The 25,057-nt window shown below is 53.0% G+C and carries 28 protein-coding genes and 2 tRNA genes; 13 read left to right on the top strand and 17 right to left on the bottom strand.

Annotated features, from left to right (window positions below; translation table 11 throughout):
* Position 1: 1 nt before the first annotated feature.
* Together RHH81_RS10925 and RHH81_RS10930 are read right to left on the bottom strand one after the other, a co-directional pair.
* Positions 2-577 carry a spore coat U domain-containing protein gene (locus RHH81_RS10925; RefSeq protein ID WP_206200192.1) on the bottom strand — a complete coding sequence of 192 codons (576 nt, stop codon included), beginning with the start codon at positions 575-577 and terminating at the stop codon, positions 2-4.
* Positions 578-759: 182 nt separating this feature from the next.
* A complete protein-coding gene (locus tag RHH81_RS10930) occupies positions 760-1,299 on the bottom strand; it encodes a spore coat U domain-containing protein (protein WP_206200193.1) in 540 nt (179 codons plus the stop codon).
* A gap of 439 nt (positions 1,300-1,738) precedes the next feature.
* Between RHH81_RS10930 and RHH81_RS10935 the strand changes: the two genes are divergently transcribed.
* The 6 genes from RHH81_RS10935 (at position 1,739) to RHH81_RS10960 (ending at position 4,958) form a co-directional block, all read left to right on the top strand.
* Positions 1,739-2,134 carry a hypothetical protein gene (locus tag RHH81_RS10935; protein WP_310744295.1) on the top strand — a complete coding sequence of 132 codons (396 nt, stop codon included), beginning with the start codon at positions 1,739-1,741 and terminating at the stop codon, positions 2,132-2,134.
* A gap of 116 nt (positions 2,135-2,250) precedes the next feature.
* Positions 2,251-2,517 (top strand): IS630 transposase-related protein, encoded by a 267-nt coding sequence (locus RHH81_RS10940; protein WP_399379001.1) that lies wholly within the window; start codon positions 2,251-2,253, stop codon positions 2,515-2,517.
* Between the two features lie 362 nt (positions 2,518-2,879).
* A complete protein-coding gene (locus RHH81_RS10945) occupies positions 2,880-3,890 on the top strand; it encodes a sulfate/molybdate ABC transporter ATP-binding protein (protein ID WP_206200194.1) in 1,011 nt (336 codons plus the stop codon).
* Positions 3,891-3,960: 70 nt separating this feature from the next.
* Positions 3,961-4,032 (top strand) — tRNA-Gln (locus RHH81_RS10950).
* A 17-nt stretch (positions 4,033-4,049) separates the two neighbouring features.
* Complete coding sequence (locus RHH81_RS10955; RefSeq protein ID WP_302678313.1) at positions 4,050-4,832, top strand: HAD family hydrolase; 783 nt, start codon at positions 4,050-4,052, stop codon at positions 4,830-4,832.
* Positions 4,833-4,886: 54 nt separating this feature from the next.
* A tRNA-Lys gene (locus RHH81_RS10960) sits at positions 4,887-4,958 on the top strand.
* Between the two features lie 6 nt (positions 4,959-4,964).
* Here RHH81_RS10960 and RHH81_RS10965 read toward each other — a convergent pair.
* Genes RHH81_RS10965 through RHH81_RS10985 form a run of 5 tightly spaced genes read right to left on the bottom strand, consistent with a single transcriptional unit; the run spans position 4,965 to position 9,177 of the window.
* Positions 4,965-5,810: a PspA/IM30 family protein gene (locus tag RHH81_RS10965; protein ID WP_310743056.1), complete on the bottom strand. Its 846-nt coding sequence runs from the start codon at positions 5,808-5,810 to the stop codon at positions 4,965-4,967.
* A gap of 51 nt (positions 5,811-5,861) precedes the next feature.
* Positions 5,862-6,641 carry an enoyl-ACP reductase FabI gene (gene fabI / locus RHH81_RS10970; RefSeq protein ID WP_206200197.1) on the bottom strand — a complete coding sequence of 260 codons (780 nt, stop codon included), beginning with the start codon at positions 6,639-6,641 and terminating at the stop codon, positions 5,862-5,864.
* Between the two features lie 57 nt (positions 6,642-6,698).
* Complete coding sequence (locus tag RHH81_RS10975) at positions 6,699-7,769, bottom strand: aromatic ring-hydroxylating dioxygenase subunit alpha (RefSeq protein WP_206200198.1); 1,071 nt, start codon at positions 7,767-7,769, stop codon at positions 6,699-6,701.
* A 39-nt stretch (positions 7,770-7,808) separates the two neighbouring features.
* A complete protein-coding gene (locus RHH81_RS10980) occupies positions 7,809-8,816 on the bottom strand; it encodes a photosynthesis system II assembly factor Ycf48 (protein ID WP_255521456.1) in 1,008 nt (335 codons plus the stop codon).
* A 25-nt stretch (positions 8,817-8,841) separates the two neighbouring features.
* Complete coding sequence (locus RHH81_RS10985) at positions 8,842-9,177, bottom strand: rubredoxin (RefSeq protein WP_149819429.1); 336 nt, start codon at positions 9,175-9,177, stop codon at positions 8,842-8,844.
* Positions 9,178-9,523: 346 nt separating this feature from the next.
* Between RHH81_RS10985 and sfsA the strand changes: the two genes are divergently transcribed.
* Entirely contained in the window at positions 9,524-10,249 is a 726-nt protein-coding gene (sfsA, locus tag RHH81_RS10990; protein ID WP_206200200.1) for a DNA/RNA nuclease SfsA, read from the top strand.
* Here sfsA and RHH81_RS10995 read toward each other — a convergent pair.
* Both RHH81_RS10995 and RHH81_RS11000 read right to left on the bottom strand, forming a co-directional pair.
* Positions 10,246-10,599 carry a VOC family protein gene (locus RHH81_RS10995; RefSeq protein ID WP_206200201.1) on the bottom strand — a complete coding sequence of 118 codons (354 nt, stop codon included), beginning with the start codon at positions 10,597-10,599 and terminating at the stop codon, positions 10,246-10,248. The two genes, sfsA and RHH81_RS10995, sit on opposite strands and share 4 nt — an antisense overlap.
* The gene (locus RHH81_RS11000; protein WP_206200202.1) at positions 10,599-11,135 is read right to left on the bottom strand and encodes a phycobiliprotein lyase; all 537 of its coding nucleotides are present in this window, start codon (positions 11,133-11,135) and stop codon (positions 10,599-10,601) included. Before RHH81_RS11000 ends, RHH81_RS10995 begins: the two co-directional genes overlap by 1 nt.
* Before the next feature lie 184 nt (positions 11,136-11,319).
* Between RHH81_RS11000 and RHH81_RS11005 the strand changes: the two genes are divergently transcribed.
* Genes RHH81_RS11005 through RHH81_RS11015 form a run of 3 tightly spaced genes read left to right on the top strand, consistent with a single transcriptional unit; the run spans position 11,320 to position 13,138 of the window.
* The gene (locus RHH81_RS11005) at positions 11,320-11,643 is read left to right on the top strand and encodes a DUF2605 domain-containing protein (protein ID WP_286625093.1); all 324 of its coding nucleotides are present in this window, start codon (positions 11,320-11,322) and stop codon (positions 11,641-11,643) included.
* Between the two features lie 36 nt (positions 11,644-11,679).
* Positions 11,680-11,961 (top strand): DUF2973 domain-containing protein, encoded by a 282-nt coding sequence (locus tag RHH81_RS11010; RefSeq protein ID WP_149819439.1) that lies wholly within the window; start codon positions 11,680-11,682, stop codon positions 11,959-11,961.
* The gene (locus RHH81_RS11015) at positions 11,930-13,138 is read left to right on the top strand and encodes a GTPase family protein (RefSeq protein ID WP_225901573.1); all 1,209 of its coding nucleotides are present in this window, start codon (positions 11,930-11,932) and stop codon (positions 13,136-13,138) included. The genes RHH81_RS11010 and RHH81_RS11015 overlap by 32 nt, the downstream gene beginning before the upstream one ends.
* Here RHH81_RS11015 and RHH81_RS11020 read toward each other — a convergent pair.
* From RHH81_RS11020 to RHH81_RS11040, 5 genes are all read right to left on the bottom strand, one after another.
* Positions 13,135-15,411, bottom strand: a complete 2,277-nt coding sequence (locus RHH81_RS11020) for a ComEC/Rec2 family competence protein (RefSeq protein ID WP_310743057.1) — start codon at positions 15,409-15,411, stop codon at positions 13,135-13,137. The genes RHH81_RS11015 and RHH81_RS11020 overlap by 4 nt on opposite strands.
* Before the next feature lie 110 nt (positions 15,412-15,521).
* Entirely contained in the window at positions 15,522-15,812 is a 291-nt protein-coding gene (locus RHH81_RS11025; protein WP_206200206.1) for a DUF1816 domain-containing protein, read from the bottom strand.
* Between the two features lie 179 nt (positions 15,813-15,991).
* Complete coding sequence (gene rsmG, locus RHH81_RS11030) at positions 15,992-16,672, bottom strand: 16S rRNA (guanine(527)-N(7))-methyltransferase RsmG (RefSeq protein ID WP_255521457.1); 681 nt, start codon at positions 16,670-16,672, stop codon at positions 15,992-15,994.
* Positions 16,659-16,967 carry a hypothetical protein gene (locus tag RHH81_RS11035; protein ID WP_206200207.1) on the bottom strand — a complete coding sequence of 103 codons (309 nt, stop codon included), beginning with the start codon at positions 16,965-16,967 and terminating at the stop codon, positions 16,659-16,661. Before RHH81_RS11035 ends, rsmG begins: the two co-directional genes overlap by 14 nt.
* A 163-nt stretch (positions 16,968-17,130) precedes the next feature.
* Positions 17,131-18,882, bottom strand: a complete 1,752-nt coding sequence (locus tag RHH81_RS11040) for an iron uptake porin (RefSeq protein WP_310743058.1) — start codon at positions 18,880-18,882, stop codon at positions 17,131-17,133.
* 308 nt (positions 18,883-19,190) lie between these two features.
* On the opposite strand from RHH81_RS11040, the gene radC reads away from it, so the two are divergent.
* Positions 19,191-19,940 (top strand): DNA repair protein RadC, encoded by a 750-nt coding sequence (gene radC, locus RHH81_RS11045; protein ID WP_302677555.1) that lies wholly within the window; start codon positions 19,191-19,193, stop codon positions 19,938-19,940.
* A 43-nt stretch (positions 19,941-19,983) separates the two neighbouring features.
* Here radC and RHH81_RS11050 read toward each other — a convergent pair whose 3' ends face one another.
* Positions 19,984-20,889 carry a polyphosphate kinase 2 family protein gene (locus RHH81_RS11050; protein ID WP_206200209.1) on the bottom strand — a complete coding sequence of 302 codons (906 nt, stop codon included), beginning with the start codon at positions 20,887-20,889 and terminating at the stop codon, positions 19,984-19,986.
* Between the two features lie 203 nt (positions 20,890-21,092).
* Here RHH81_RS11050 and RHH81_RS11055 point away from each other — a divergent pair, with 203 nt between their 5' ends.
* Together RHH81_RS11055 and RHH81_RS11060 are read left to right on the top strand one after the other, a co-directional pair.
* A complete protein-coding gene (locus RHH81_RS11055) occupies positions 21,093-21,512 on the top strand; it encodes a hypothetical protein (RefSeq protein WP_286625107.1) in 420 nt (139 codons plus the stop codon).
* A 13-nt stretch (positions 21,513-21,525) separates the two neighbouring features.
* Positions 21,526-22,701, top strand: coding sequence for a hypothetical protein (locus RHH81_RS11060; protein WP_310438495.1), 1,176 nt, complete (start codon positions 21,526-21,528; stop codon positions 22,699-22,701).
* A 7-nt stretch (positions 22,702-22,708) separates the two neighbouring features.
* On the opposite strand, the gene RHH81_RS11065 is transcribed toward RHH81_RS11060, so the two are convergent.
* A complete protein-coding gene (locus RHH81_RS11065; RefSeq protein WP_206200212.1) occupies positions 22,709-23,290 on the bottom strand; it encodes a DUF1997 domain-containing protein in 582 nt (193 codons plus the stop codon).
* A gap of 72 nt (positions 23,291-23,362) precedes the next feature.
* Positions 23,363-25,006 (bottom strand): iron ABC transporter permease, encoded by a 1,644-nt coding sequence (locus RHH81_RS11070; RefSeq protein WP_302677552.1) that lies wholly within the window; start codon positions 25,004-25,006, stop codon positions 23,363-23,365.
* Between the last annotated feature and the right edge of the window lie 51 nt (positions 25,007-25,057).

Below are 25,057 nucleotides of genomic sequence, written 5' to 3' on the forward strand. Positions count from 1 at the left end.
GCTAGAACGAGACAGTGACTTGAACCGTATCAATATAGGCACCGGGTTTTAGCTGATCTAGAGTACCGGACGGTAAGTTATCTGCTGCGAGAATCCGACCGTAGATGGGGAAGTTTGCAGGAGATGCATTGGGTGCTGTGTACTCGACAGCATTACTGAGATCACAGCCCCAAACTTCACTTCTCGCAGCATCTTTGTATAATCCATAGGGAAGACGAGCATCCGCATTGGCCATCTGGCGCAGAGGAGCAGTACAAGAAGAGCTCGATGAAGCGTTGCTTCCTTCGTCCAGCTTAATAGTCGCTTGAGTCTTAGGTAAGCACTTGACACTCACTTCACCTTGGGCATCCAAGGGCGTTGTTGCGTGGGCACCCAATGGATCATAGGTACCAAAGTTGATATTTTGAGTACCCGTAATTTTGCAGGCTGGGTTGACGTTTGCTTGAATTTGGATATTTGTGGTTTGGGGCGAAGTTTGGGCTTTGGCAGCCTGTGCCATTAACAGAGGCAGTACGCCCCCCGCCGCAGTAAGAAATAGACCGAGAAAAATCCGTTTGAGCAGGAATGAGAAAGTCATCGTCAAACCCCCTTATGAGAACAGCAAAAAGTTTAGACCCCAATTTTTGATGTTACTCTAATACTGAATGTAGCAAACCTTTAGGGATAACTCGCGGTGAGCTTGCAACACATACTAGCAGTAACAATACTACAGCATCCCCCCCTTGCCTACCGTGATTTCACGGAGGTTTTATCTTTCCTTTAGAAAGAAACAATAATCTGAACCGTATCGATATAAGTACCCGGTGTCAGTTGATTCAGAGTCCCTAAAAGTGCAAGAGCTTGACCCGATGGGATGCGACCGTACACGATAATGTCTTTGACGCTAGCATTGGTCGCACTGTAGTCCACATCATTCAGGAAGTTACAGCCCCAAATGTCAAGAGGGGAGTAAGAACTATCCCGATACAAAAAATAAGGAAGGCGAGCGGAGCCAGAAGCCATACGCCGCAGCGGTACAAGACAACTGGACAAAGCAGCAGGATAACTCCCCTGATTCAGCCGAATGGTTGCTTGGGTGCCCGGTAAGCATTGCACACTCACCTGACCTTGGGCATCTAGCGCTTGGGTGTAGTGGGTACCGAGGGGATCATAGGTGCCAAAGTTAATATCCTGAACACCCTTAATCACACAGGCTGCCTTCACCGTCGCCTGAACGTTGATGTTACTGGTTTGAGGTGAAGTTTGAGCATGGGCGCGCTGAGCCGTTAGGAGTGGCAATAGACCACTGGCAGCAGTCAAAAATAAACTTATTGGGTAGAGCTTTAGCCTCAGAAAACAGGGGTGATGCATAAGACTCTTCTCCCAACAGTTCATCAGTATTTTAATTGCTAGAGTGAACCCTACAAATTGCTAATTATGAATTTGGAGAGCACTCAGTCATGACTTGTAGGCCAAGCTTACGCAAGCCTAATGTGAAGGTGTGCGGCGAATTCACAATTGCAGCCGTTAGAGGGACACTGTCAATCTTACACCACTTACAGGACTTATGAACAGAGAATTTTAACTACGCAACAAAAGTTAATCTAAAGATTGGCACCCCCAAGCGTCAGGATCATCGTTGATGGGATGCGATCGCCATCGAAGGCAGTCTCAAAAATATTTTTGTAATGTTGATTGACCCCATTTTACTTGAGTGTATGCTAGTGCCTAGGAAAATTTTGTAGCCCTTTGATTTGGAGTGATTGCTGTGTTGCCAGACTTGCCAAGTTTTGATGCTTTGCTTCAGAGTTTGCGTAATATTGACACCCTAACCGAGTGGGAAATGGCGGTTCTGGGCATTATTGTCATCGTGGTTGGCATTTCTCTAGGGAACTGGGTCTGGCCAAGGATTTTGCAGGGGCTATTTATTCTTCTGTATCTTGGTGTAACTGCTATTCCCCTATTTTTGGTGGCGAACGGTATTCTACACGAGTGGCAAGATGTGGTCTTTAGCTGCTTAGTTATCGGCTTTTTGGGGTCAATCCCGTTACTCCCCTTTTTTGCTATTTCCAGTATTCAGCGAAAAATAGATGGCCTCAAGCAACAGGTGAACACACCACCTGCATCAGCTCCTATTAATTTCGAAAGGGAGTGAGATATTTTCAAGAGGGATAGGCTATACTCAAAGCGTCATGAATCTTACTCAAGAACATGAGCTATAGCTTGGACTGACGAGAGCGGGTTGTCTCCTATATCCAGCAAGGTGGCAAAATCAGTGAAGCAACTCAAATCTTTCAGGTGAGCCGCGCCACTATCCATCGCTGGCTGAAGCGAGACGACTTAGCCCCCACAGTTGTCCCCCGTCGTCCTTGGAAGCTGGATTGGGCGGCCTTAGCAGCGGATGTTGCTGCCCATCCCGATGACCGTTTAATCGACCGTGCCCAGCGATTTGGCGTCCAAGTTTCCACCATTAGTTATGCCCTCGCCCAGATGGGCATCACCCGAAAAAAAACAGATACGTTACCAAGAAGGGTGTGAAGAAGAGCGACAAGCGTATCAACAGCAGCTCAACACATGGGTAGAGAGCCATGGGGAGGAAACGGTGGTGTCTATCGATGAGAGGGGGTATGCAGGGTCAAACAGTTCGATTGATGAGGTGATTCGCAAGTATTGTGCTGGATAATGTCTCATTCTTTATTGGAATAGCTATATGTTTTGAGCCTCAAGGGCAATCCACGGCACCTGTATTCTACTCAGTCTTGACGGTGGGGTAGAGCGGTTGGCACAGGTGGTGCGTTGCCATGCCATTGTCTGAGTATGCGTTTGCCCTGTGGGCAAAGACACAGGGCTTCAAAACTACGGTAATCTTATAGAGAAACTAGAGTATTGCTGGCAGTGCTATGGGCATCACTATTGAAAACGTTTCTAAGTCCTTTGGCTCCTTTCAAGCGGTCAAGCAGGTGGATTTGGATATTGCCAGTGGCTCTTTGGTGGCGCTGTTGGGGCCTTCGGGTTCTGGCAAATCAACCTTACTGCGGCTGATTGCGGGTTTAGAGATGCCCGACACTGGCCGGATTCTGCTCACGGGCAAGGACGCCACCTATCAAAGTGTCCAAGAGCGTAATATTGGCTTCGTCTTTCAGCACTATGCCCTTTTTAAGCACATGACTGTGCGCCAAAATATCGCCTTTGGCCTAGAGCTGCGCAAGGTGCCCCGTGCCAAGATCAAAGCTCGGGTTGAGGAGTTGCTCGAGTTGGTGCAGTTGGCTGGCTTGGGCGATCGCTACCCCTCTCAGCTCTCTGGCGGACAACGCCAGCGGGTGGCTCTTGCCCGTGCCCTTGCCGTAGAACCCAAGGTGCTATTGCTGGATGAACCCTTTGGTGCCCTCGATGCCAAGGTACGTAAGGAACTGCGAGCATGGCTACGCCACCTCCACGATGATGTCCATGTGACAACGGTCTTCGTGACCCATGACCAAGAGGAAGCCATGGAAGTGGCCGATCAAATCGTGGTCATGAACAAAGGTCAAGTGGAGCAGGTGGGTACCCCCGCGGAAATTTACGACCATCCCGCTAGCCCCTTTGTGATGAGCTTTATTGGCCCTGTGAACGTCGTGCGCTCCCGTGTTTTTCAGCCCACCGAAGACACAGCCCCCCACTGCGATATTTTTCTGCGCCCGCGCGACATCATTATTGAGACAAGTCCCAATGGTAACACCGTCCCAGCTCGCATTCACCGCATCATTCACTTGGGTTGGGAAATTCAGGTGGAACTGCGCCTAGACGATGGGCAGGAATTGATGGCACACCTATCGCGAGAGCGATTTGACGAGCTGCGCCTTGAACCCCAACAGCAGGTCTTTATTAAGCCACGGGAGGCAAAGTCCTTTCCCCTGTATTACAGCATTTAGGCACGAAAAAAAATCAGTCCATCCCTTGAACAAACCAAGCCAAACTTGCTATGCTAACAAAGCAACGCAATGGGGTGTCGCCAAGCGGTAAGGCAGCGGGTTTTGGTCCCGCCATTCGGGGGTTCGAATCCTCCCGCCCCAGTTAGGTTTTAGACAGCAATGTCACAAATATTACCCTCATTACTGGCCTTAGATTTTGATGGCGTCCTCTGCAATGGCCTGCGGGAATATTTTCAAACCAGTTGGCAGGTGTATCAGCAGGTGTGGCCTGAGCAGCCCCTTGCGCTTTCCCTAGAGGAACTAGAAAGGCAATTTGGTCAATTGCGCCCTGTGATTACGGTGGGTTGGGAAATGCCACTCCTGTTGCGAGCAATTGTTGAAGGCACCTCTACTCAAGAGATTCTCCAAAACTGGCCAAAGGTGCGCGATCGCCTACTTGCTACCTACCATCTCACTGCCACCGATTTGGGAGAACGAGTGGACGGCCTGCGCGATCGCTGGATTGCAACGGACTGGCAAAGCTGGCTAGCACTCCATGACTTTTATGACGGTGTCATAGCCGCTTTACAACGCTGGCAAGCCCAAGGTCAACCCCTCGCCATTGTCACCACCAAGGAGCAGCGCTTTGTTACCTATTTGCTGGAGCAAGCGGGCATTTCCTTTCCCCCAGAGGCGATCTATGGCAAAGAGCAACGGCAGCCAAAGCCTGTGATTCTTGAGGCGCTGCAGTCAACCTATGGCGCTCCCCTGTGGTTTGTTGAGGATCGCCTTGGGGCACTGTTACAGGTTGCGGCTACACCGGCGCTAGGGGAAACAGAACTCTTCTTGGCGACATGGGGCTATACCACTGCTGGCGATCGCGCCCAAGCCGAGGCACAACCGCGCATCCATCTCCTCAGCCGAGAACAATTTTGTGAATTTCCCCACTGGCTTTGCCCCTAACCCCTTGTCTTTCAAGGTGGTTTTCTCTATACTGGAAAAGCTGCGAAACAGCGTGGGTCGCTAGCTCAGCGGTAGAGCACTCGGCTTTTAACCGATTGGTCTTGGGTTCGAATCCCAGGCGACCCATTTGAGTTAACTATCCAGTAGGCGGCGGAGTTCTGCCATATCGTCATCAATAGATTTACTTTGAGAGGATGCACTGGGGCGTGGCGCGTCCTGCACTTCGGGGGTAGAGACGTTGATATTAATATTTAACTGACTGCTGCCACTGGAGGTCTGGGGGAGTGTCCCCGCAGAGGGGGCATCGGGCAATAAGCCCATTTGCCGCTTCATTTCTACCAGTTCAAATTCCACATCTTGTTTGTTGGCGCTGCTTTGGAGCGCTTGGAATTTACTTTCGAGAGTATCGCCACTCAGTTCAGCGATCGCTTGGGAGCGGGCTTCCATTTGCAGGACTTTATCTTCCATACGCTCAAATGCCGCCATCGCATTGGAGGTACCCACCTTGCTGACTGCTTGATGAATCTGCTCAGAGGCTTTGGCTGCCCGGACACGCGCTTTGAGCATTTCCTTCTTCGTTTTCGCCTCAGAAATTTTGCTTTCAAGGGCGGTCAAGTTGTCCTTAAGGGTTTTTACTTGGACTGCCATTTGATCCACTTGGGCTTTAAGGGCGGCAGCGGTATCTGCAGCAGTTTTCTTACGGTTCAAGGCTTCCAACGCGAGGGCTTCATCTCCTCTACTGAGGGCAAGACGTGCCCGCTCTTCCCACTGTTGGGAATCCTTAAGATTTTGGGCGTACTGCTGCTCTAGTCGTTTCTGAGCAGCAATGGCTTGAGCAACGGCTTGGCGCAACTTCACCAAGTCCTCGTTCATGTCAATAATTGTTTGCTCAAGGATTTTTTCTGGATCTTCAGCAGCACTGACAATGGCATTGAGATTAGAGCGAATCACCATGCCGACACGATCAAGTAAACCCATGCTTTGCCTCGTCAATAACTCGCTGACTCTACTCTAGCGCATGGCTTTTATTTACATGCCCATGATGCAGTAACCGGCGTCCACATAAAGAATTTGACCAGTGATGCCACTGGCTAGATCGCTGGCAAGAAAGGCTGCTGTGTTGCCCACCTCTGTTTGGGTCACCGTGCGCCGCAACGGAGCTGTGGCTTCCACATGGTGAATCATGTCGAGAATGCCCCCCACTGCTGAGGAAGCCAAGGTGCGAATTGGACCAGCGGAGATACCATTGACACGGATCTTCTGAGGCCCCAATTCTGCCGCGAGGTAGCGCACATTCATTTCTAGGGCTGCCTTGGCAATCCCCATGACATTGTAGTTCGGCACAACCCGTACACCCCCCAAATAAGTCAGGGTAATGATTGACCCGCCGTTGGTCATCAATGGTTTAGCGGCACGGCTGAGAGAGATCAGGGAGTAGGCACTGATGTCGAGAGCGAGATTAAAGCCTTCAAGGGAGACGGCGGAAAAGTCACCACTGAGATCTTCTTTTTGGGCAAAGGCCAAGCAATGAATCAAAATATCTAAGCCACCCCATGTGGATTGAATCGCCGCAAAGGTCTCGTCAATTTGTTGAGGTTGCTGCACATCTAGCGGCAGGAGCAACTTGGGGGCAAGGGGGGCTGTCAGTTCCTCGACCTTTTGCTTCAGCTTTCCCCGCTCGTCGGGAAGATACGTCACTGCCAGTTCAGCACCTGCTGCATGGAGCTGTTGGGCAATCCCCCAAGCAATGGAGCGATTATTGGCAATGCCGGTCACAAGGGCGCGTTTTCCCGATAGGTCTAGGAGCATAGGTACAGCCAGTGTGAAGGATCTAACCCTCTGATCGTACCAGAGGGGCTGCTGCCTTTAGCGCCAGCGTAGGACTTGGGTTTTCAAGGGGTTGACAAATTCCCGTCCCTCTTGGGTGGCTTTCTCGTACTCCCGCTTAAGCTGGTAATACCATTTAGCTTGGTAATCGGCCTCCTTGATAAGCGTCAACGGTGGCTTGTACTTTAGGCCTTCGCTTTGCTTGGCCACAATGCGCAAATCTTGGTTGAGAAATTCCCGCGCTAAGGGAGCCAGTAAGGGTTTCAGGGGGGCGAGCCATGGAAAGGTCCAGTAGTAGGTGGCGGTGAGTTCAGTCTCCTGATCGTTAATGGGGGTAAGGGTAATCAGAAAGCAAAAGGTGTGGCGATCGCTATAGTTGGTTTCGATGCGAATCCCCGGCAGCCGATAGATAATTTCCACCTCCGGGTGGCCGCCCAGAATATGGTGTGCCCACGACTTGCGCAGGAGGGGATGCCGCCGCATGGTAAAGCCATAGGGCGACGGATCAAAGGTTTTTGCCTTCTCAAAGAGCTTGCCCCGCTTACGCCACCACCACGCCCCATGGACAAAGGGCGCATGGGAGGGATCCATAAAGTTAATAAACACCTGATCCAGATGTCCCGGAAAGATGAATTTTTGCACCGCTTGGGGTTGGGTCTCGGCGCTAAATCCGGGCACAAGGGGAACCTCTAGAGTGGGTTCACTAACATTGCGCTCATTAGCCGGCAAAAAAATCCAAAGATTGCCCTGCACCTCGCGTACGGGATAACTCAACACACCAAAGTGCTTGAGATCCACATCACTATCACTGGTGAGGGAGGGAATCAGGGTACAGTGGCCGTGGGCATTGAAGCGCCAGCCGTGGTAGGGGCACTCCACCTCTTCCCCATCAAAGTGACCATAGTGCAGGGGAACGCCACGGTGAGGGCAGAGATTGCGCAGCGCAAAGGGCTTGCCTGAAGTGGTACGGCAGAAGAGAATAGGTTCCCCTAAAAGCACCTTGGCTTGGCAGCGACCCGGCTTGAGGTCAGCAGCTGGCAGGCCATAGTACCAGATATTGCGCAAGAAACTACCCGCATGGAGGGAGAATGAAGTGCTGCTGGAGTTCATAACCAGACTTTACCAGATGCTCGGCAGTTATTTTCTACGTTACGCCGAAGCAGCCGTCAAGTCAGTCACATACCGCAGCAAGATCCCCTTCTGGCCAATAATGAACCCTTGATCAGGACTAAAGAAGAGAATTTTATAAAAGTTGGAGGGGACTTTTTTCACATCCACATCCTGCTGCCACGTTTGGCCACCATCTTGGCTACAGAGCAGCACGCCGGCACCCCCTGCTAGCCATACTTCATTGGGTGTGCGATAGGCCAGATCAAGGAAGCCAACACTATTGCGACGCAGGGGACTCAGCAGTTCTCCCCAGTTTTCGGAATTGTCTGGATCAGAGAAGGCAATTTTACCGCCATTGACAATCATCCAGAGCCGACCATCCGGAGTAAAGCCCATATTGTGGACACGGCGCGAGGTCGTGCGGTTGTGGGGTTGCCAAGCGGTTTGTCCCGGCTGCCACGTGGAATAAAAGCTCCCCCGCGAGGAGACAGCCACATACTCACCAGAGGGCGAACGGTTGAGGTTGCGCATGACCCCAATGGCTTCTTGGACTAATGCTTGCCAGTTTTTGCCGCTGTCTTTGGTACGGTAAATGGCGCCTACATCGGTCATCATTTCCGCAGCGCCGCTGCCAAGGGCTTTCACGAAGCGAGGCGCACCCGGTAGTTTAGGATCGAGGGGAATTTGGTTCCAAGATTGGCCGCCATCGGTCGTGTGCAGCATAATCGGTGGCTCACCGACAATCCAACCCTCGTTCCCTTGGAAGCTAACGCTGTTGAAGCGATAGTCGGGATTATCTAACACCAGCGTACGGGGTTCCCACGTTTGGCCACCGTCGCGAGTTTCCATTAGTGTGGCATTGGCACCCACCAACCAACCGTGATTACGGTCAATAAAGCTCATATCGAGAATGGTTGAAGTGGTTGGTAGTTGGATGGCTTCCCAAGGGTTGTAGTCCAAGGCGGGGATGGCAAGGGCAGAGGTACTCAGGCTCACCCAGATACAAACGGTCACCAGTAGCCAATGCAGGAACTTGATTCCTTTCATTTTTTGCCAATAACTGTCAATTTGTTTAGCGAACATTATAGAAACTCAGTAGAAAAAGAACGGCAAGGGCAAGACCACCAAAAATGAGGATATTTTTTTGGCCGGGGGTGAGGCGATTCACACCCAAGCCGTAGTTCAGATTTTCCTTGAAGCCTGAGGGGGATCCCACAGGTCCAATGTTGCTAAATTGCTTTTTCGGAGCACTGCACACTGGACACCGCCAGTTCACGGGGAGATCAGCAAAGGCTGTCCCCGGCGGAATCGAGCGATTCTCGTCTCCCTTTGAGGGTTCATAGATGTAGCCGCAGGCACGGCACTCAAACCGATCTAAGGGCGCAACATCAGGGGTTTCGGCGGTCATACCTCAGAAATTTTTAAGATTTGCGACATACATCTTAATACTACGGGATTTAGGGGCGTTTCTTGTGATGAGGACAGGGGAGTTTTCAGGACAATACTGCGAAACTCTAAGACATGTAACGAAAGATCAGACCTTGGTAACATAAATATAAAGAAAAGATTAGGAAAGCCAGCCCTGCCAAGAAGTGATGCCATGATCAGGGTATTCAATTGAGGTCAGCCCATATAGACCTTAACCTTAAATCTCCTTTAATATTCCGTAGAATGCTGGCTTCCATATCACCAAGGGGGGCTGGCATTTTACTTTTGGGGATAAAATAGAGGCTTGCGCTTTCTATGGGTCGCCTGTGACTCCCACATTGTGTTGGCACTATCCACCGCTCCAAGCAGGAATTCTCTGTCGGCGCTATCAGCGATTTTTTGCGGAGATTGAGTTGACCTCTGGCGATCGCATCACAGCCCACTGCCCGAATACAGGGCCGATGACAGGAATCTGCCAAGTGGGTGCCCCCGTTCAAGTCTCCTACCATGCAGATCCCAAGCGCAAGCTGGCCTATACGTGGGAAATGATTTTCGTTGATGGCACGTGGGTGGGGGTAAATACGAGTTTGCCGAATCGGGTGATTGCTTCCGCATTGGCGGCAGGCATCCTACCGGAACTAGCTGGGTATGGCACTCAGCAGCGAGAGGTGGCCTATGGTCAAGAGCGCAGCCGCATTGACTTTTACTTGGCGGATCATCCCCAACAGCCCCCTGCCTATGTTGAGGTGAAAAATACCACTTGGGCGCAAGGGGGGTTAGCCCTGTTTCCTGATACGGTGACCATGCGAGGTCAAAAGCATCTGCGGGAACTGCAATGGCTACGGCAAACCCAACCTGACACTCGTGTGTGTATGGTCTACTTTATTAATCGCGGTGATTGCGATCGCTTTGCGCCGGGAGACAGTGCCGATCCCACCTATGGACAACTCTTACGCGCCGCCTACAACCAAGGGGTGGAAATTTTGCCCTATCGTTTTGCCATTGAGCCAACGGGCATTCAGTTTTTGGGAACGGCCAAGCTGGTACTCTAGGACACTTGACTGAGTTCAATCAGATTGCCATCAGGATCTGCGACAAAGATTGCGGCTCGTCCTGAGGCACTGCGCTGCAAGGGAATTTGGGCTGCCACTAGGCGTTGTTCGAGACTGGCTAAATCAGTTATGCCAAGGGCAAAGTGGGGGTTACGTCCCCACCGCTGATCTTGACAGCGATCGACCACCTGCTCTGCTGGGATGAGATGAATTTGCACCGTACCGATTTGATACCAGCGGCCGGGGAATTTCAGGGGGCGATCGACGGGGGTAAGACCTAGCAACCCTTCATAGAAGGCCGCAGCTCGCTGCAAATCCGTGACGTTAATAGCAACGTGGAGAAAGACCATCAGGAATTGGCGGGTTGCGTCACCCCTAGGCGGATTTCTGAGCAAAAGGAGGCCATGCTAAAGCCACCGAAGCGCTTGAGAATACTGGTGCGCAGGCGTAAATTGGGACTGGCAAACCAGAGTCGCTCCTCAGAGTACATGGTTTCGTATTCGGTAATCAGTGTCAGAGCACCATCACTGCCCATACTAAAGCGACCGGCCACAGGAGCTTTTTCGGCATAGCCCATTTCCCGCAGGAGCTTGCCTTCCATCCGTGACCCCTGATCCATGATCGGCACCAATACCGTCGAGCCTTCGTGCTTTTCGGTATCCCATTCCATTGTGCCGTCCCAACTGACCCGTGCACCGCACACTGCCCAAGCCGGATCCATGTCATATTGCTGACACAGGGCAATGACCGCAGGATCATCCACAGACAGTAATTCAATGGTTAACTGAGACTTGCCTGACTCAGTTTGCTTAAAGGCCAAGTGATGACTGGTACGTTGGGAAAACCAGCGGCCAGCACTTTGGGCAAAAAAGTCGCGGATGTCCATACCTGCGCACACTATGTAATGGGGACAAGATCAGTATTTTTGAGTCTTTTTTTAGGGTACACCGTCTCTTCGATTCCTTCCAAACGATCGCGCCGAGGAAAGATGCAGTCAAAGATTAACAATGTAACAATATGTAAACGAGTTTAAGATTTAAGATAGAAGTAGGTCGCCCTCATCAATCTCTATGCTGCACTCAAATTTACCTGAACCTCAACTGCTTAAGGTCTTGCTGGAGCCGCTACTCGAAGATTTTCAGTACTGGTTCACGCGATCGCGATCGCTCTTGCAGACAGAAGTGATTCCCTTCTTGAACGTGGCGGAACAGCAGGCACTCCTTGAACGGGTGGAGACGGCTCTCAACGATGTGATTGCTACCCAAAGCCTCTTTCGGGCAACGGACGGCCAAGTGGGGGTTGATACACAGGTACTGATGCAGTGGCATACGCTCTTGATGGAGTGCTGGCAGGTTGCCCACCACTATCGCTTATCCAAATCTTGTGACGCTTAAACCATTCTCGGCGCTTGGCTTGGAGGTGCTCTCTTCATGTTGCAGTTGATCTATATTGTTGCCTTTACGGTCTTGGCACTACTGGCCATGGCTAATCTGATTCGCAGTTTGTTGACCCTCGGCATTGAATCACAACGCCAATTTTCACCGCCACGGGTGACCCATCCCGAACTGTTAGATAGCGATGGCCATGTGATTGATGAGCCCCTGTTGGTGATGCGCTCTCTCAGTGTGGAGGATGCCCGTGCCCAACTGGATGCGATCTACCGCGAATCCCCCAGCTACGGTGACGACGCCCGTGGAGAAACCCAAGCCTAAATTCTTAGGCTCCTATGGGCAGTTCCTGAGTCGCTGGTTTCAGGTGGATGCAACGGCGCTGGCGGAGGTCTTGGCTAGGGCACGGCAGGAGTTACCGGCGACGGAGGTCTTGCTGATTGGCAAACCTCAATCGGGGAAAAGTTCGATTGTGCGGGCAATGACGGGTGCCGATGCCAGTATTGTCGGGGCGGGGTTTCGTCCCCATACGCGGCAAACACAGCGCTATGACTATCCCACAGCTGAACTGCCACTGCTCACCTTCACGGATACAGTGGGCTTGGGGGAAACGCCAGCGCAAACGGCTGAGGTGGTGGCGGAATTGGATCACCTGTTGCAGCAAAGTCAACGGGCACGAGTGATTATTTTGACGGTCAAGGTAACGGATTTTGCGGGCGATCGCCTGCACCAAGTGGCAAAGGCACTGAAGAAGGCTCATCCAGAGATTCCCTTTATTTTGGCCATTACCTGTCTGCACGAGCTGTATCCTCCCCAGCAAGAAAACCATCCCCCCTACCCGCCAGACACTCCTGAGGTTAACTTGGCGATCGCCGGCCTGAAGGAACGCTTTGCTGACATTAGCGATCGCGTCATTCCCCTTGACTTTACGTTGGAAGAAGACGGCTACACCCCTGTTTTTTATGGCTTTGAGGCCCTTGCTACAACCCTAGAGGCAGTGCTGCCCAAAGCAGAAGCCCAACTGCTCCGCGAGCTGATCGCCCAATCCCATCTCAGTGATCAACTAGCTCCCCTCTATCGTCAGGTGGGGCGGCGCTACATTGCCCCCTTTGCAGTGATGGCGGGAACCTTGGCGGCAGTGCCTTTGCCCTTTGCCACGATGCCAGTCCTTGTGGGGGTGCAGGTGGTGATGGTGGTGCTGCTGGGGCAATTGTACGGTCAGACCCTTTCGCCTTCCCAAGCCGCGGGCATCTTAACCACAATTGGTGGCGGATTTGTGGCGCGGTTGGTGGGGCAACAGTTGATTAAATTTATTCCAGGTTTGGGATCGGTGCTCTCTGCCTCTTGGGCGGCGGCCTATACTTGGGCCTTGGGGGAAGCCGCCTGTGTCTATTTTGGCGACGTGATGGGGGGCAAAACTCCCGATCCGCAGCGCATTCAGCAGGTACTCCAAGAAACATTGGCAACCGCACATTTACGCTTGCGCCAAAGCGAGTCCTAAATCAAGCCATCGTTTTGAGGGGCATTGGCCTTCAGGGAGCCATCGGCCTGCCAGCGCACTTCCCGGGCTTCTCCGACCACAAAATAGGGAATTTGTTTCTGCTTCAGGTAGGTGGCGATCGCCGGATCAAGGGCATTGCGACTGAGAATGACACTGCGTGGCTTGACAATCTCAAAGAGGCGTGGCGTCAATTTTCGCCCCCACCACCAGAGAACCTGCGGTGGCTCCACGGGCGTCACGGCCAGCCAATCGGTTTGCGCGGCATCGCGACTGGGATCACTGACAAAGAGCCACTGACTGTTGCCCATCTCCAAGGTCAAGATAGCCGGATCCGCCCGCAGGACAGTAATTTTCACCTGACCCAGTTGAACGGGTTGCCGCAGGGGAAGCGATTGATGGGGCACCTTGAGGGTGGCCAACATTTCCCGGTAGGCAGGATCACTCTTGGCCGTTGGCACATCCGTAAACTGGCGAATTGGGGTGATCCGATGAATGTCGCGCCAGCCCTGTTGTTGACGGTACTGGCGATCGCTGGCCACCGCCCAATCAATGCGGTTAATGCCCTCTTGAGCCAAGAAAGCCGTTAGCCCTTGGGAATCCCCCCCATTGATCACCACTGTCCCCGCTGGTTGCTGAATCACCAGTGTCGGCACCTGTGTATTGGCGAGAACCGTAGCTTGAAAGAGGGTGTTTTGGCGCAGAATAAAGGGCACGAGAACCAGAGTGACACCAAGGGTAAAGAGCAAAAACCAGCGGCGCCGCCAGCGAGGACTCAGCCACACAAGGACAATCAGGCCGTAGAGAACAACAACTTGCAGCCAACCCAGACTCCCAAGGGCGATCGTTGCCCCCGGCCACTGGCCAATGGTTTGAATCAGCCACAGGAGGAAAGCTGTGGGGTAGTAGAGGAGCCAAGCAAGCGCCGATCCCACAGGCGGAACGAGGAGGCCGACCATTGCACTGATGAAGCCGCCAACCGTCAAGAGAACCAGGGGCAGATGGGCAAGGACATTGGCCAGCAGACCATACACCGGGAAAATACCGAAGATTGCCAAAGAGAGGGGCAGTACCCAAAGGGTGGCCGCGAGGGGTACCGCGACAAGGTTGCGTAGGGGTGTTGGCAACCAATCGAGGCGATCGCTAATCGGTTGAGCACTGACAATGAGACCCAATGTGGCCAGAAAACTTAACTGAAAGCCAATGTCCTCAATCCACAGGGGATTGTAGATCAGCATGGCAGTGGCGATCGCCAGCAGGATCACGAGGGGTTGCCCCTTTTGACCATTCACCAAAGCCACTAACCCCGCCAAGCCCATCAACACAGCGCGAATTGCTGAGGGGGCAAACCCACTCAAACAGGCAAAGAGCACCAAGACCCCAGCCCCCAAACCATAGCGCCACTGCTGTGGCAAGGGACGGGTCAACGCCAAGACAACCGCCAACAAAATCGCCGTATGAAACCCCGAGGCCGCCAGAGCATGGGATAGCCCCACGCGCCGAAAGCTGTCGCGCACCTCAAAGGGAATGGCCACCGCGCGGTTTCCCAGCACCATTGCCGAGACCACCGCACCATAGCGATCGCCCAACCCTTGGGCATGGACTTGAATAATCCGCTGCCGCAGTGCCCACAACCCCCAAGGTGATCCCTGATCCAAAATCGTGACCTTGTTGCCTGCTAAGCCGGCAAAGGTGTGCTGTAACTGAAGCTGTCGCCGAAAGTTAAAGGCACGAAAAAACTCACTGCCCCCCCCACGAGGTAGATAGAGCCGCCCCGAAATCTGGATCCGTTGGCTGGGATGTAGCTTTGCCCCTGCCGCTGCTGGCAGTGTCACATAGAGGCGGCCACTGGCTCTCCCTTGCAGCACCCCACTTTGGGCCGGTACTGGACTGAGATTTTGATAACGCTCCACCCCTAGGAAAAAGCGTCGTCGCCCAGCGCGATTAGGCAGTGGTGTGGTTTCAACACGCCCCTCGACGAGCACCGTTGACGGTAGGTTCAACCCCTCAAGACGCGGCACTAAACCGCTAATGTCATTCACCCCCGGCTGGGGGGTGCGCAGCCACACATAGGCCATTGCCAAAAGGGCAACGAGGGTCGCGATCGCAAAACTTTGACTCGAAGGCAGGCGCAGCCAAACCTTACCGCCCCAGCGCCGCCCGCTGTAAAGCATCCCGCCTAGAGCCAAGACCCCCAGCCAGCCCCACTGAAAGAAACTGAAAACACACCCCGTAATAAAGGCGATCGCCCAGAGAATCGCATCCGCCTTAGTCATCTTGCTGAACATAGCCCTGTTGGGGTTGGCATCCAGTGGCGCTGTTTAGGAGAAAACTGAGAGAGTGCACTGCCCTCAAAGGGAGAGTTTTAGAACCAGTTTTCAGGTGACTATGTCGTGCCGACACTAAGGGGCACCCGCGTCTTTTTTTCGACCTCAATGGTCACCTTTTCAGGGCGGCAGCGCATCACCGTCACTTCCAAGCCCTCTGCTCCTTCAGCCCTCAGGTCGTCAATGTAGCCCTGCTTCTCCCTTTCTGCTTCAGCTTGGGTCAAAAAAGGGCCAAAGTAGTAGGTGCAGGGGGGTGTTTTCGTGTCTATCTTGACCCACCATGCCAGACCGATTCCATTGACGAGATCGGCGAGCCAGTTTGTAAAACCTGTATTATTATCGCTAAACATTGACGGTATTCCTCCGAAACTTGCCAAATTGCCCCAACCAATCAATTCAATACATCTGTTGGTTTGCTCTCTATTTGTGTATAACTGATCCCCCCCTAAATGTGTATGGCGAAAATTCCAAACCATCAATTGTCATATTTATTTACATCAAGAGTCCCCACGAGGACAAGATCACTCATTCAACCCTGACGCTGAAGGTAAACGCAGTGGCGCTGGGCATGGCTCAAGGGGGTGGTAAAGGCCTGAATCTCTAGGAGTTGACTACGGTATCGCGGCAGCAGGGTTCCTAGGGTTTGGGCATCCTCTTTGCTCCACTGACCCCGGTACAGGACTAAAATGCCCCCCAACCGTAATAGGGGCAAACCGTAGGCACAACAACGACGAAGGTTTCCCACGGCTCGCATGAGCGCCAAATCATAGCGGCGGCCATGGGTTTCCGCCCGTCCCCATTCAGGGTGAATGTTCGCTAAATCAACTGTTTGCGGTAGGGATTGCAAAAACTTGACTTTCTTTTGCGTCGCTTCAAGGAGGGTCACTGACCAATCGGGGCGGGCGATCGCCACCGGTACCCCCGGAAAACCACCGCCACTGCCAATATCAATGACCTGTTGAATCTTAGTTCCCCAAGGTGTTCCCCCAGTAGGCTGAAGCCATGGCAAAATCCCCCGCAACGAATCCCAGAGGTGCTTCTCCCAGAAATCAGGGACTGCCGTAATCCGCGTCAAGTTGATCCCTTGGTTGGCTGCGAGGATTGCCCCATAGAAGCGTTGGAACTGTTCCTGCTGTTGGGGTGTGGGTTGCCACTGGAGGGTCTCCTGCCAAGGGAATGGCTCAAGCAATAACGGACTAGGACTCGCCATCACCACCACTGGGCAACTCTTTCTTTGCTGTTAGCACCTCCCACGCCGCTTTGAGTCGCTCCTCAAAATCCTTGACATGGCTAGAGACGGTATCAGCATTCGACTTCAGCTCTGCGATCGCCGTTTCAAGGGCTTTTTGTACATCTGCTGGTAGGGCTTTGATTTGAGCGGCGGCAAACCGTTGCAGAGCAGCAAGGAGAGCTTTTGCCGCTTCGGTGACCTCTTCTGGACTGACGGCTTCTGTTTCAGGTTCGGGAGTCGGGGACTCTGGTGGCGAAACTTGTTCTTCGGACATAGGGCAATGCTCCCAAGTGAGTACTCAACAACCTTAGCAATTATTTTGTGCGCCCCAGAAAAGGGCTGTACCCCTACCTTAGCAGATGCCCTTTTAGAGTGCCCTAACCCCCTAAAGATTTAAAGTGAAACCCCGCCCCATTGGGCAGGGAAGATGCAAGGCATTAGAAGCTAAATGTCGTTCGCACAACCCCCAGAAGCAGCGGTGCGTTGTTACTGTTGCTGTTGGAATTGACCACGGCAATGAGGCCAGGTGTAATTGAAATATTCCGCGAGATCGGAATACGGTACAACCCCTCGATGTGGTAGGAGTTAAAGGTTGCGCCGGGGGCACCCGCCACATTACGAACGCTAATGGTTTGTGGGGGTTGGCCGACAATCAAACCCAGAACATCGCCCTTGCGCCAGATGTCCGGTACAGCAAAGGTGGCGGCCCAGTTTAAGACTTCTGCTTCTCGCCGTGGGCCTGTGAATCCTTGTACCTGATAGACATTGGAGTAGCCGACCCAGCCTGCAATGTTGAATTTTTGAATGGGGCGATAGGTAAACTGAAAGCCAAAGTTATCGGCTGCTGCATTGGCGTTATTGCCGATGGGGTTGGCAGCAGAGCCGACAAACCCACTGCTTCCTGTGCCGCCGGCAACACTAGTACCAAAGGAGCGCACATAGGTAAATCCCATGGCGAGGTTCTTCGCAGGTCGCCAGTCGAGTTGGGCCAAGGCGGCATAGGCACCGTCGAAGAGACCATTAGTATTTGGTGTATTTCGATTTGGATTAGCTGCGTTCGGTGCCTGATAGCTCAGATTTAGGGTTAGGCCAGTGCCCCGCTCTTTATTTTCAAGGAGGGTATAGCGCAGTGTTAAGCCAGCCCCGCCACCGAAGCGATAGAGGGGGTTAAAGCGACCAAACCGGCTAATGGCTCCCGTTTCACCGGACTGCAAGAGGGGGTTAAAGGTGAAGACATTCTTATCGAAGTTTCCTGCTGATGCATCAAAGGCAAGGAACAGGCGTTTGGTCAGAGGGGTGCGGTAGTAGAGGTCGTCGATTCGGAATTGCCCATCGGTGTTGGTGTCGTAGCCAAGACGCGCCATATTTGTGTTTGTAAGATTAGCACCGTCGTATCTGGGCATATTGGCCGCCTGAATGCGCACCCGCAGGACATCCTTGCCATAGAAGCTGGTGTCAAAGTTCAGCCGAGCGCGGTAGGTAGCAACGGGATTGTCTTCGATGGTGGGACCACGACCGGGAGCGGCAACGGCTCGGGTGCCCGTGAGGACATCGGACACATTGAAGATGACTGAAGCTCGTAGTTTAGTAGTGGTGGCAAATCGAGTCGCTTCAAGGTTAGCAACGCGGCCTTCCAGATTCGTCACCCGTCCCTTGATCACGGCTAATTCGCTACTAAACTCCTCCGCCAGCCGCTGAAGGGTGGCCAAATCTTCCTTGCTGGCAAAGCGATCGCTAATTACATCGAGGCAGGCATTCAAAGCGGCTGCCATTTCATAACGAGTAGCGGCACGATTGCCACGGAAGGTGCCATCGGGATAACCGGCAATACAGCCATATTTCTCCACCAGTGAGGCCAAGGCTTGATAGGCCCAGTCCGTGGGGCGCACATCCGAGAGTTGATTCACTGAGGTTACTTGCGGCATTGTCCGCTGCATTCCCAAAGACGGCGCGGGGGCAGGGAGTCGGGGAGCTTGAGCCTCTAAGTCCGCCACTGCTGGCACTTGTGCCACTTGCAAGGGTGATTTTACTGAATGAGTCACTTGTTGCAAGTCATCATCAAGAAATCTAGAGGCACTCACATCACTCGTATGGGGTGTGTCTTGCAACTGATTCGCAGCTAATGCCGCTGACATTCCCCAAGCAGGAGCCAAAGCTAGCCCCAGCCAGACCGCGATCGATCTCGCCATTATTCACTCCTCAATCATGATCAAAGTATCTGCAAGCCTCGATTTATAGGATATTCAAGGGCAATCGGGCGATCGCCCCAGCACTTCTGAACAGGCAACTCTCACCTGCCCCCTAGGAAAAGTTAGGAGTAGATTCGCAATACGTTCATTGAGGCTGAACAGAGAAAAGCAGTTTCTTTGCTTTCTTTAGCTTGAACTATTTGCAAATAAAAGTCAACTACTTCTTGCAAATTTCTCTAAATCAGTCCCAACGCTGCCACAAGCAAATCTTGATATGCTTTTTAGCAATTCCCTTGATCGCTGCTGTCATGTCCTACTCCCTCCGTGTTGCTGATCTGCCCGTCGGCGATCGCCCCCGTGAAAAGCTACTCAGCCAAGGTGCCCGCTATCTCAGTTCCGCAGAACTGTTGGCGATTTTACTGGGGACTGGTCAAGGGGCGGGCAAACTCTCAGCCGTGGGCTTAGGACAATTTATCCTCAAACAGTTGGGGGAGCGCAGTGGTAACAGTACCGATGCCGTGAGCCTTTTACGCGACATTACCCCAGAGGAATTGATGGCCATCCCTGGTGTTGGCCCCGCCAAAGCCACGACCATTCTGGCGGCTGTGGAGTTAGGGAAGCGGGTCTTTCAGTCGCGACCGGGGGAGCAAACGATCATTGACAATCCTGCCCTTGCCGCTGCTGTCCTTAGTACTGATCTCATGTGGCAACCGACGGAACGCTTTGCCGTTCTCTTGTTGGATGTGCGCCATCGCCTATTGGGGTCTCATGTGATTACGGTGGGAACCGCCACAGAAACCCTTGTCCATCCCCGCGAAGTTTTCCGTGAAGCGGTGCGTCGCAATGCGAGCCGCCTGATCATTGCCCACAACCATCCCTCAGGAAGTTTAGCCCCCAGTCAAGCGGATCTGGATTTGACAAAACAAATTCTGCAAGCGGGACAAATTATGGGCATTCCGGTGCTTGACCACTTAATTCTCGGCAATGGCGATTACCAAAGTCTGCGGGAAACAACCTCCCTATGGCAAGAGGTTCCCCAAGGGGATGGAGCTGCCTAAGGATGTTCCCAAGCTCCTCGATTTCGGGAGGCAGTGGCAGCCGTTATTCCTCGTCGTCAGGTTCGTTTTCCAGTAATGCCTTGGCTTCCAGTAACTGCTCTTTGTGGGCTTCACTAACAATTGGGTAGTGCAGGTTCAAACTCGCCAACTTTTGATAAATGAAGTGAGCCACCATGAGGCGGGCAAACCACTTGCGATTGGCGGGAATAATGTGCCACGGTGCCCATTCGGTACTGGTGTGGCGAAAGACATCGGCATAGGCGTCTCGATAGTCATCCCAGTGGGCGCGATCGCGCACGTCATCAATGGAAAATTTCCAGTTTTTTTCCGGGCGACTAATGCGCTCCAAAAAGCGTTTTTTCTGCTCTGCTTTGGAGATATTCAGGAAAAACTTGAGGATGAGAATACCATTGCGGGTTAAGTAACGTTCGTAGTGATTAATGTCCTCAAAGCGCTCTTTCCAGATGTGCTTGGTCTTGGTTTCGGGGGGAAGTTGTTGACGGTTCAGCAACTCTGGGTGCACCCGCACCACAAGAACTTCTTCGTAATAGGAGCGATTAAAAATACCAATACAGCCTCGCTCTGGCAATGCGCGGTTGGCGCGCCACAAAAAGTCATGATCCAACTCCTCGGCACTCGGTGCCTTAAAGCTATACACCTGACAGCCTTGGGGGTTAATGCCACTCATGACGTGTTTGATCGTGCTGTCTTTGCCCGCTGCATCCATCGCTTGGAAAATAATCAGCAGCGCATAGATATTCTGGGCATAGAGAACATCTTGGTAAGCGGCTAGCTTCTTAATGCCAGCGGCAAGGAGTTCTTGGGCTTCGACTTTGCTTTTGAGGCCAGCGGTATCCGCAGGATCATAGTCCTGCCAGTGAAATTTCCCCCCCACGGGAACAATGTAGCGATCGGGGTTAATTTGGTCGAGAAAATCTTGGGGAATCATGATCAGGAGGGGTTGCAGCAGAACTGTATCCTAGCCTACATTCTCTCATTGCAGAAAAATCGAAATATCCCCCTTTCGCGGCTATCTTTAACAAATTGTATAAGTCACAGGCAAAACAGAATTCTCTTTGTATGCTGTATCAGTAGGCGAGCGATCGCCCGCCATCGAATCATTTTCTGTCGTTTGCGTTTTGGACAGCCACCGTGGCTCCGATTAAACCTCACAAACTGGATCTCGATGCAAGTTACCCCTGTCCCTGTCGTCGCCAAGGGGAGTTGATGCCGATCGCCCTCACGGAAGCTTTTGGCTGTCGGCGCTGTCAGCAAATTTTTGTCGTCCGTCCCGATGGCTATTCGATTGAGCAGTTGGCCACCACCTATCCCTACAAACGCGCATGGTATTGGACAGGATTGCAGTGGAATCAGTTGCAGCGGGGCTTCTCAGAAAGCTATTGGTATTTTGCGATTGGCCTGAGCTTCTTTTTATTGATGCCTATTCTCCTCTGGCTGCCCTTACTTCTACAATTGTCCTTAAAACCTGAAGGGCTGCTATGGATTATTGCCTCCCTGCTAATTGCACTGATGCCCGCATTTTTAGTGTGGATTGCCCTCTCTCGTCGTTGAGCCACGTTCCGCTATGTTGCCCGAGCCGTTGAGGGGGGCGCGGGTCGCCAGTACACACCTCAGTCAAGCCAGCTATGCCCTGCGTCAGGAAGCTTTAGGGCAATTAATCACTGAGTTAGAAGCAGCAGAACCCCTCCTGTTGGAGCAAAATACGCTCGATCTTGAATCTAGCCGCGATTTAGCAGTGTCCCAGATTGTTCTTGGCTGGCTGCGGCTGACCCATGAGCGCCTCCACCGCATTCGGCAGTGGTTAGAGCACCTTTACCACGCGCCAGATCCGTGGCAGCAGCCGTTGCCAACGCGACCCGAGCGGTTTCAGTACGCCGTTCCCTTGGGGGTCGTGGCCTTGGTCTATGAAGGGCTACCCACTTTAAGTTTGATGCTGGCGGGCATGGCCCTCAAAACGGGAAATGCCCTTGTGCTCTGGAGTGGTGAAAGTAGCCGCTATACTGCTGGGGCGATCGCCAGTCTCATCGAGGCCGCCCTCAGTAAAACCAGTCTGCCCAAAGCCACCATTCAAACCCTCTCCCTGAGTCCAACCAGTTGGCTTGCGGATCCCGTCGCTGTTGATCTCGCCCTTGTCTATGGCCGCTCCCGCTTTGTGGCCGAGCAACGCGCTGCTGCTCGCTGTCCCTTGGTCTCTCTTTCCCTTGGGAATACCTATCTGGTTTGGGATGGTTCGGTGTCGCCAGAGAGTGTCCTCAACTGTATTCAGCACAGCCACCAAGCCAATCCCGATCGCGCCCTTGCCATTGAAAAGGTCATTGTGCTCGGTAATGTCAATCCCTCCCATCTGGCATTTGTGATCAATGAACTCACCCAAGCGGGCTACAAGCAGGGGGTGGATGAGCACTTACACCGCAACTATCCTGAAATTCCCCTCGTGGACGCCAGTGAGTGGCCACTCCCCTATCTGGATCGACGCTTGGCGTGGCACTACGAAGAGGATCTCACCGCCGCAGTGCATTGGATTCACCAGTATGGCAGCGCCGCCAGTGGGATTATTGCCAGCAGCTACGAAGACTGCCGTGCCTTTTATCAGCAGGTGCAAACTCCCCTTGTTTTTGTCAATCGTCCCCCCCAACTAGAGCGCTTGGATGCCTTGGCCATTGGTGCTGCTGCAAGGGGTTGCCAGCGGGGACTCTTTGGCCTTGGGCAATTACTCAGCACCAAGCAGGTCTATCTGTAGGGAAATTTTAGCTGGAACTGACAGGGACAGGCGTGAGCCAATCGCCACTGCCATTGGTTTCCACTTCCGTGAGCCAGCGTTGATAATCGGCGACAAGGTGTTGACTGAGGCGTTGTTTAATCGTTAACAGAACGCTCTTGAGTAAGCCATTGCCGGTGGCTTCGAGAATCGGGCGCGGTGTGAGATCCAAAGGCGGCGGAATATCCACGCCCACCTGCAAGTCAGCTAGACCAATCAAATCCGTGCCGTTTGCCGTTGCTTGGGGAGACAAATAGCCTTGGAGCGCAAGGTGAAAGCGGCGATTAATGTAGTCCACGCCGCGAATTTCACAGCCGAGGGAGCGCAATTGTAAAGAGCCATCGCTATTAGCATGGACAGCCAGATCCACCGTGGGCTGCAAGCTGACCATGAGAAAGTTAAGGGGACGCATCTTGAGGCGAAAGCGATCGCTACCCAAAAATTCCACCCGTGTTGGGTCAGTCAGGGCATACACCAGCCGCTGGGGTTGGCGCAGGTAGTGCTGCAGAAGGGCCGTGGGCGTTGCAATACTGAGGCGCACAGATTGGCTGGCCTTAAATTCTAAGTACATAGCACACCTAGCGAACGTTGTTTCTAATGTAACGAATTATTAAGAAGATTGGTAAACGGTAAACCGAACTCCCTAATCTGCCCAGCGGGTTTGCCGTCCCAGCCAAATGACCGGAATGAGACCGACGACCACCAAGGCCAAAGCACTTAAGGCGGCTTCGGGAAGTCGCTCATCAGAGGCAAAGCGGTAAACCTGTATGGCTAGGGTATCAAAGTTAAAGGGGCGAATCACCAATGTGGCCGGCAATTCCTTCATCACATCGACAAAGACCATCAGGGCAGCGGTAAAAAGGCCGGGCACCATCAGCGGCAAGTGAACCGTGCGCAGAATATTCCAGGGCGATCGCCCCAATGTCCGCGCCACCTCATCCAAGGACGGACGAATCTTCACTAGGCTGGCCTCCACACTGCCCAAGGAAACCGCCAAAAAGCGTACCAAGTAGGCATAGATCAGTGCGGTGATGGTGCCACTGAGAATCAAGCCCACTTCCACCCCCCACAGGTGCTCAGTGACATCATTAATGATGTTATCTAGCCACCCCAAGGGCATGAGAATCCCCACCGCAATCACCGTACCGGGAATGGCATAGCCCATCGCCGCAATCTGTGTTCCCCAACGCACCCAAACCGTTGGCAGCAAGCGATGCCCATAGGCCAAGAGCAGGGCAATGCCCACCGCCAAAACCGCAGAGAGGGTGGCCAAAATCAAGCTGTGGCTGGCGTGTTCTAAAAATTCACGGCTGAGGTGCAGTTGTTGGTAGCTGATGGCCAAGTAGAGGAGCAACCCGCCGGGGAGTAGAAGACCAAAGAACACCGGTAGGGCACAGGCCAGCCAAGCCAAAGCCGCTCGCCAGCCTTTGAGCACGTAGGGAATGGGGCGATCGCTCCCGCGATTGTAATAGCGTGCCTTGCCCCGAGACCATTTCTCCACGAGCAGCAGGGCAAAAACAATCACCACCAAAACAGCTGCCAACTGAGCTGAGGCCACGCGATTGCCCATGCCAAACCATGTGCGATAGATGCCTGTGGTAAAGGTATCCACGCCAAAGTACTGCACAGTACCAAAATCATTCAGGGTTTCCATGAGCGCTAGGCTGGTGCCGGCAGCAATGGCTGGCCGAGCAAGGGGCAACGCCACCGTCCAAAAACTGCGCCAAGGCCCACAGCCAAGGGAACGACTGGCCTCTAAGCTACAGGTGGCCTGCTCCAAAAAGGCTACCCGCGCCAAGAGAAAGACATAGGGATAGAGAACGAGGGTGAGCATGGCGATCGCCCCGCCAAGGGAGCGGATATTGGGAAACCAATAGTCACCGTAGCCCCAGCCCGTTAGTTCCCGTAGCCATGCCTGAATCGAACCTTCAAAGGCAAAAAACTCCGTATAGGTATAGGCCAAAACATAGGCGGGTGCTGCCAAGGGGGTTAACAGTAGCCATTGCCACCAGCGCACCCCCCAAAACTGACAGTTGGTGACCAGCCAAGCAGTACTGACACCAATGACAATCACCCCTGCTCCCACCCCCAACATTAGCCAGAGGGAGTTGAGTAAATAGTCGGGTAAAACGGTTGTGGCCAAATGATGCCAAGTGTCACCCGTATTCACAAAGAGTTGACTGAGAATGACCAAAATCGGTATCGCAATGACCACTGCAATCAGTGACACCACTAACTCCCAAGGTTTGAGCTGCACCAACTGCGGCATTCTCATGGATTTCAACATCGGGCAACCTCCCAAAATAGGTACTAACGTTGTGGGCAAGAGGTAGAGAGG

Source organism: Thermosynechococcus sp. PKX95, assembly GCF_031583295.1.
Taxonomy (GTDB): Bacteria; Cyanobacteriota; Cyanobacteriia; order Thermosynechococcales; family Thermosynechococcaceae; genus Thermosynechococcus.

Bases quoted from the DNA above. Each gene is read 5' to 3' on its own strand.
- RHH81_RS10925 (WP_206200192.1), bottom strand. From the start codon at position 577: ATGACTTTCTCATTCCTGCTCAAACGGATTTTTCTCGGTCTATTTCTT.
- RHH81_RS10945 (WP_206200194.1), top strand. From the start codon at position 2,880: ATGGGCATCACTATTGAAAACGTTTCTAAGTCCTTTGGCTCCTTTCAA.
- RHH81_RS10955 (WP_302678313.1), top strand. From the start codon at position 4,050: ATGTCACAAATATTACCCTCATTACTGGCCTTAGATTTTGATGGCGTC.
- RHH81_RS10965 (WP_310743056.1), bottom strand. From the start codon at position 5,810: ATGGGTTTACTTGATCGTGTCGGCATGGTGATTCGCTCTAATCTCAAT.
- fabI (WP_206200197.1), bottom strand. From the start codon at position 6,641: ATGCTCCTAGACCTATCGGGAAAACGCGCCCTTGTGACCGGCATTGCC.
- RHH81_RS10975 (WP_206200198.1), bottom strand. From the start codon at position 7,769: ATGAACTCCAGCAGCACTTCATTCTCCCTCCATGCGGGTAGTTTCTTG.
- RHH81_RS10980 (WP_255521456.1), bottom strand. From the start codon at position 8,816: ATGAAAGGAATCAAGTTCCTGCATTGGCTACTGGTGACCGTTTGTATC.
- RHH81_RS10985 (WP_149819429.1), bottom strand. From the start codon at position 9,177: ATGACCGCCGAAACCCCTGATGTTGCGCCCTTAGATCGGTTTGAGTGC.
- RHH81_RS10995 (WP_206200201.1), bottom strand. From the start codon at position 10,599: ATGGTCTTTCTCCACGTTGCTATTAACGTCACGGATTTGCAGCGAGCT.
- RHH81_RS11000 (WP_206200202.1), bottom strand. From the start codon at position 11,135: ATGGACATCCGCGACTTTTTTGCCCAAAGTGCTGGCCGCTGGTTTTCC.
- RHH81_RS11005 (WP_286625093.1), top strand. From the start codon at position 11,320: ATGCTGCACTCAAATTTACCTGAACCTCAACTGCTTAAGGTCTTGCTG.
- RHH81_RS11010 (WP_149819439.1), top strand. From the start codon at position 11,680: ATGTTGCAGTTGATCTATATTGTTGCCTTTACGGTCTTGGCACTACTG.
- RHH81_RS11020 (WP_310743057.1), bottom strand. From the start codon at position 15,411: ATGACTAAGGCGGATGCGATTCTCTGGGCGATCGCCTTTATTACGGGG.
- RHH81_RS11025 (WP_206200206.1), bottom strand. From the start codon at position 15,812: ATGTTTAGCGATAATAATACAGGTTTTACAAACTGGCTCGCCGATCTC.
- rsmG (WP_255521457.1), bottom strand. From the start codon at position 16,672: ATGGCGAGTCCTAGTCCGTTATTGCTTGAGCCATTCCCTTGGCAGGAG.
- RHH81_RS11035 (WP_206200207.1), bottom strand. From the start codon at position 16,967: ATGTCCGAAGAACAAGTTTCGCCACCAGAGTCCCCGACTCCCGAACCT.
- RHH81_RS11040 (WP_310743058.1), bottom strand. From the start codon at position 18,882: ATGGCGAGATCGATCGCGGTCTGGCTGGGGCTAGCTTTGGCTCCTGCT.
- radC (WP_302677555.1), top strand. From the start codon at position 19,191: ATGTCCTACTCCCTCCGTGTTGCTGATCTGCCCGTCGGCGATCGCCCC.
- RHH81_RS11050 (WP_206200209.1), bottom strand. From the start codon at position 20,889: ATGATTCCCCAAGATTTTCTCGACCAAATTAACCCCGATCGCTACATT.
- RHH81_RS11060 (WP_310438495.1), top strand. From the start codon at position 21,526: ATGTTGCCCGAGCCGTTGAGGGGGGCGCGGGTCGCCAGTACACACCTC.
- RHH81_RS11065 (WP_206200212.1), bottom strand. From the start codon at position 23,290: ATGTACTTAGAATTTAAGGCCAGCCAATCTGTGCGCCTCAGTATTGCA.
- RHH81_RS11070 (WP_302677552.1), bottom strand. From the start codon at position 25,006: ATGTTGAAATCCATGAGAATGCCGCAGTTGGTGCAGCTCAAACCTTGG.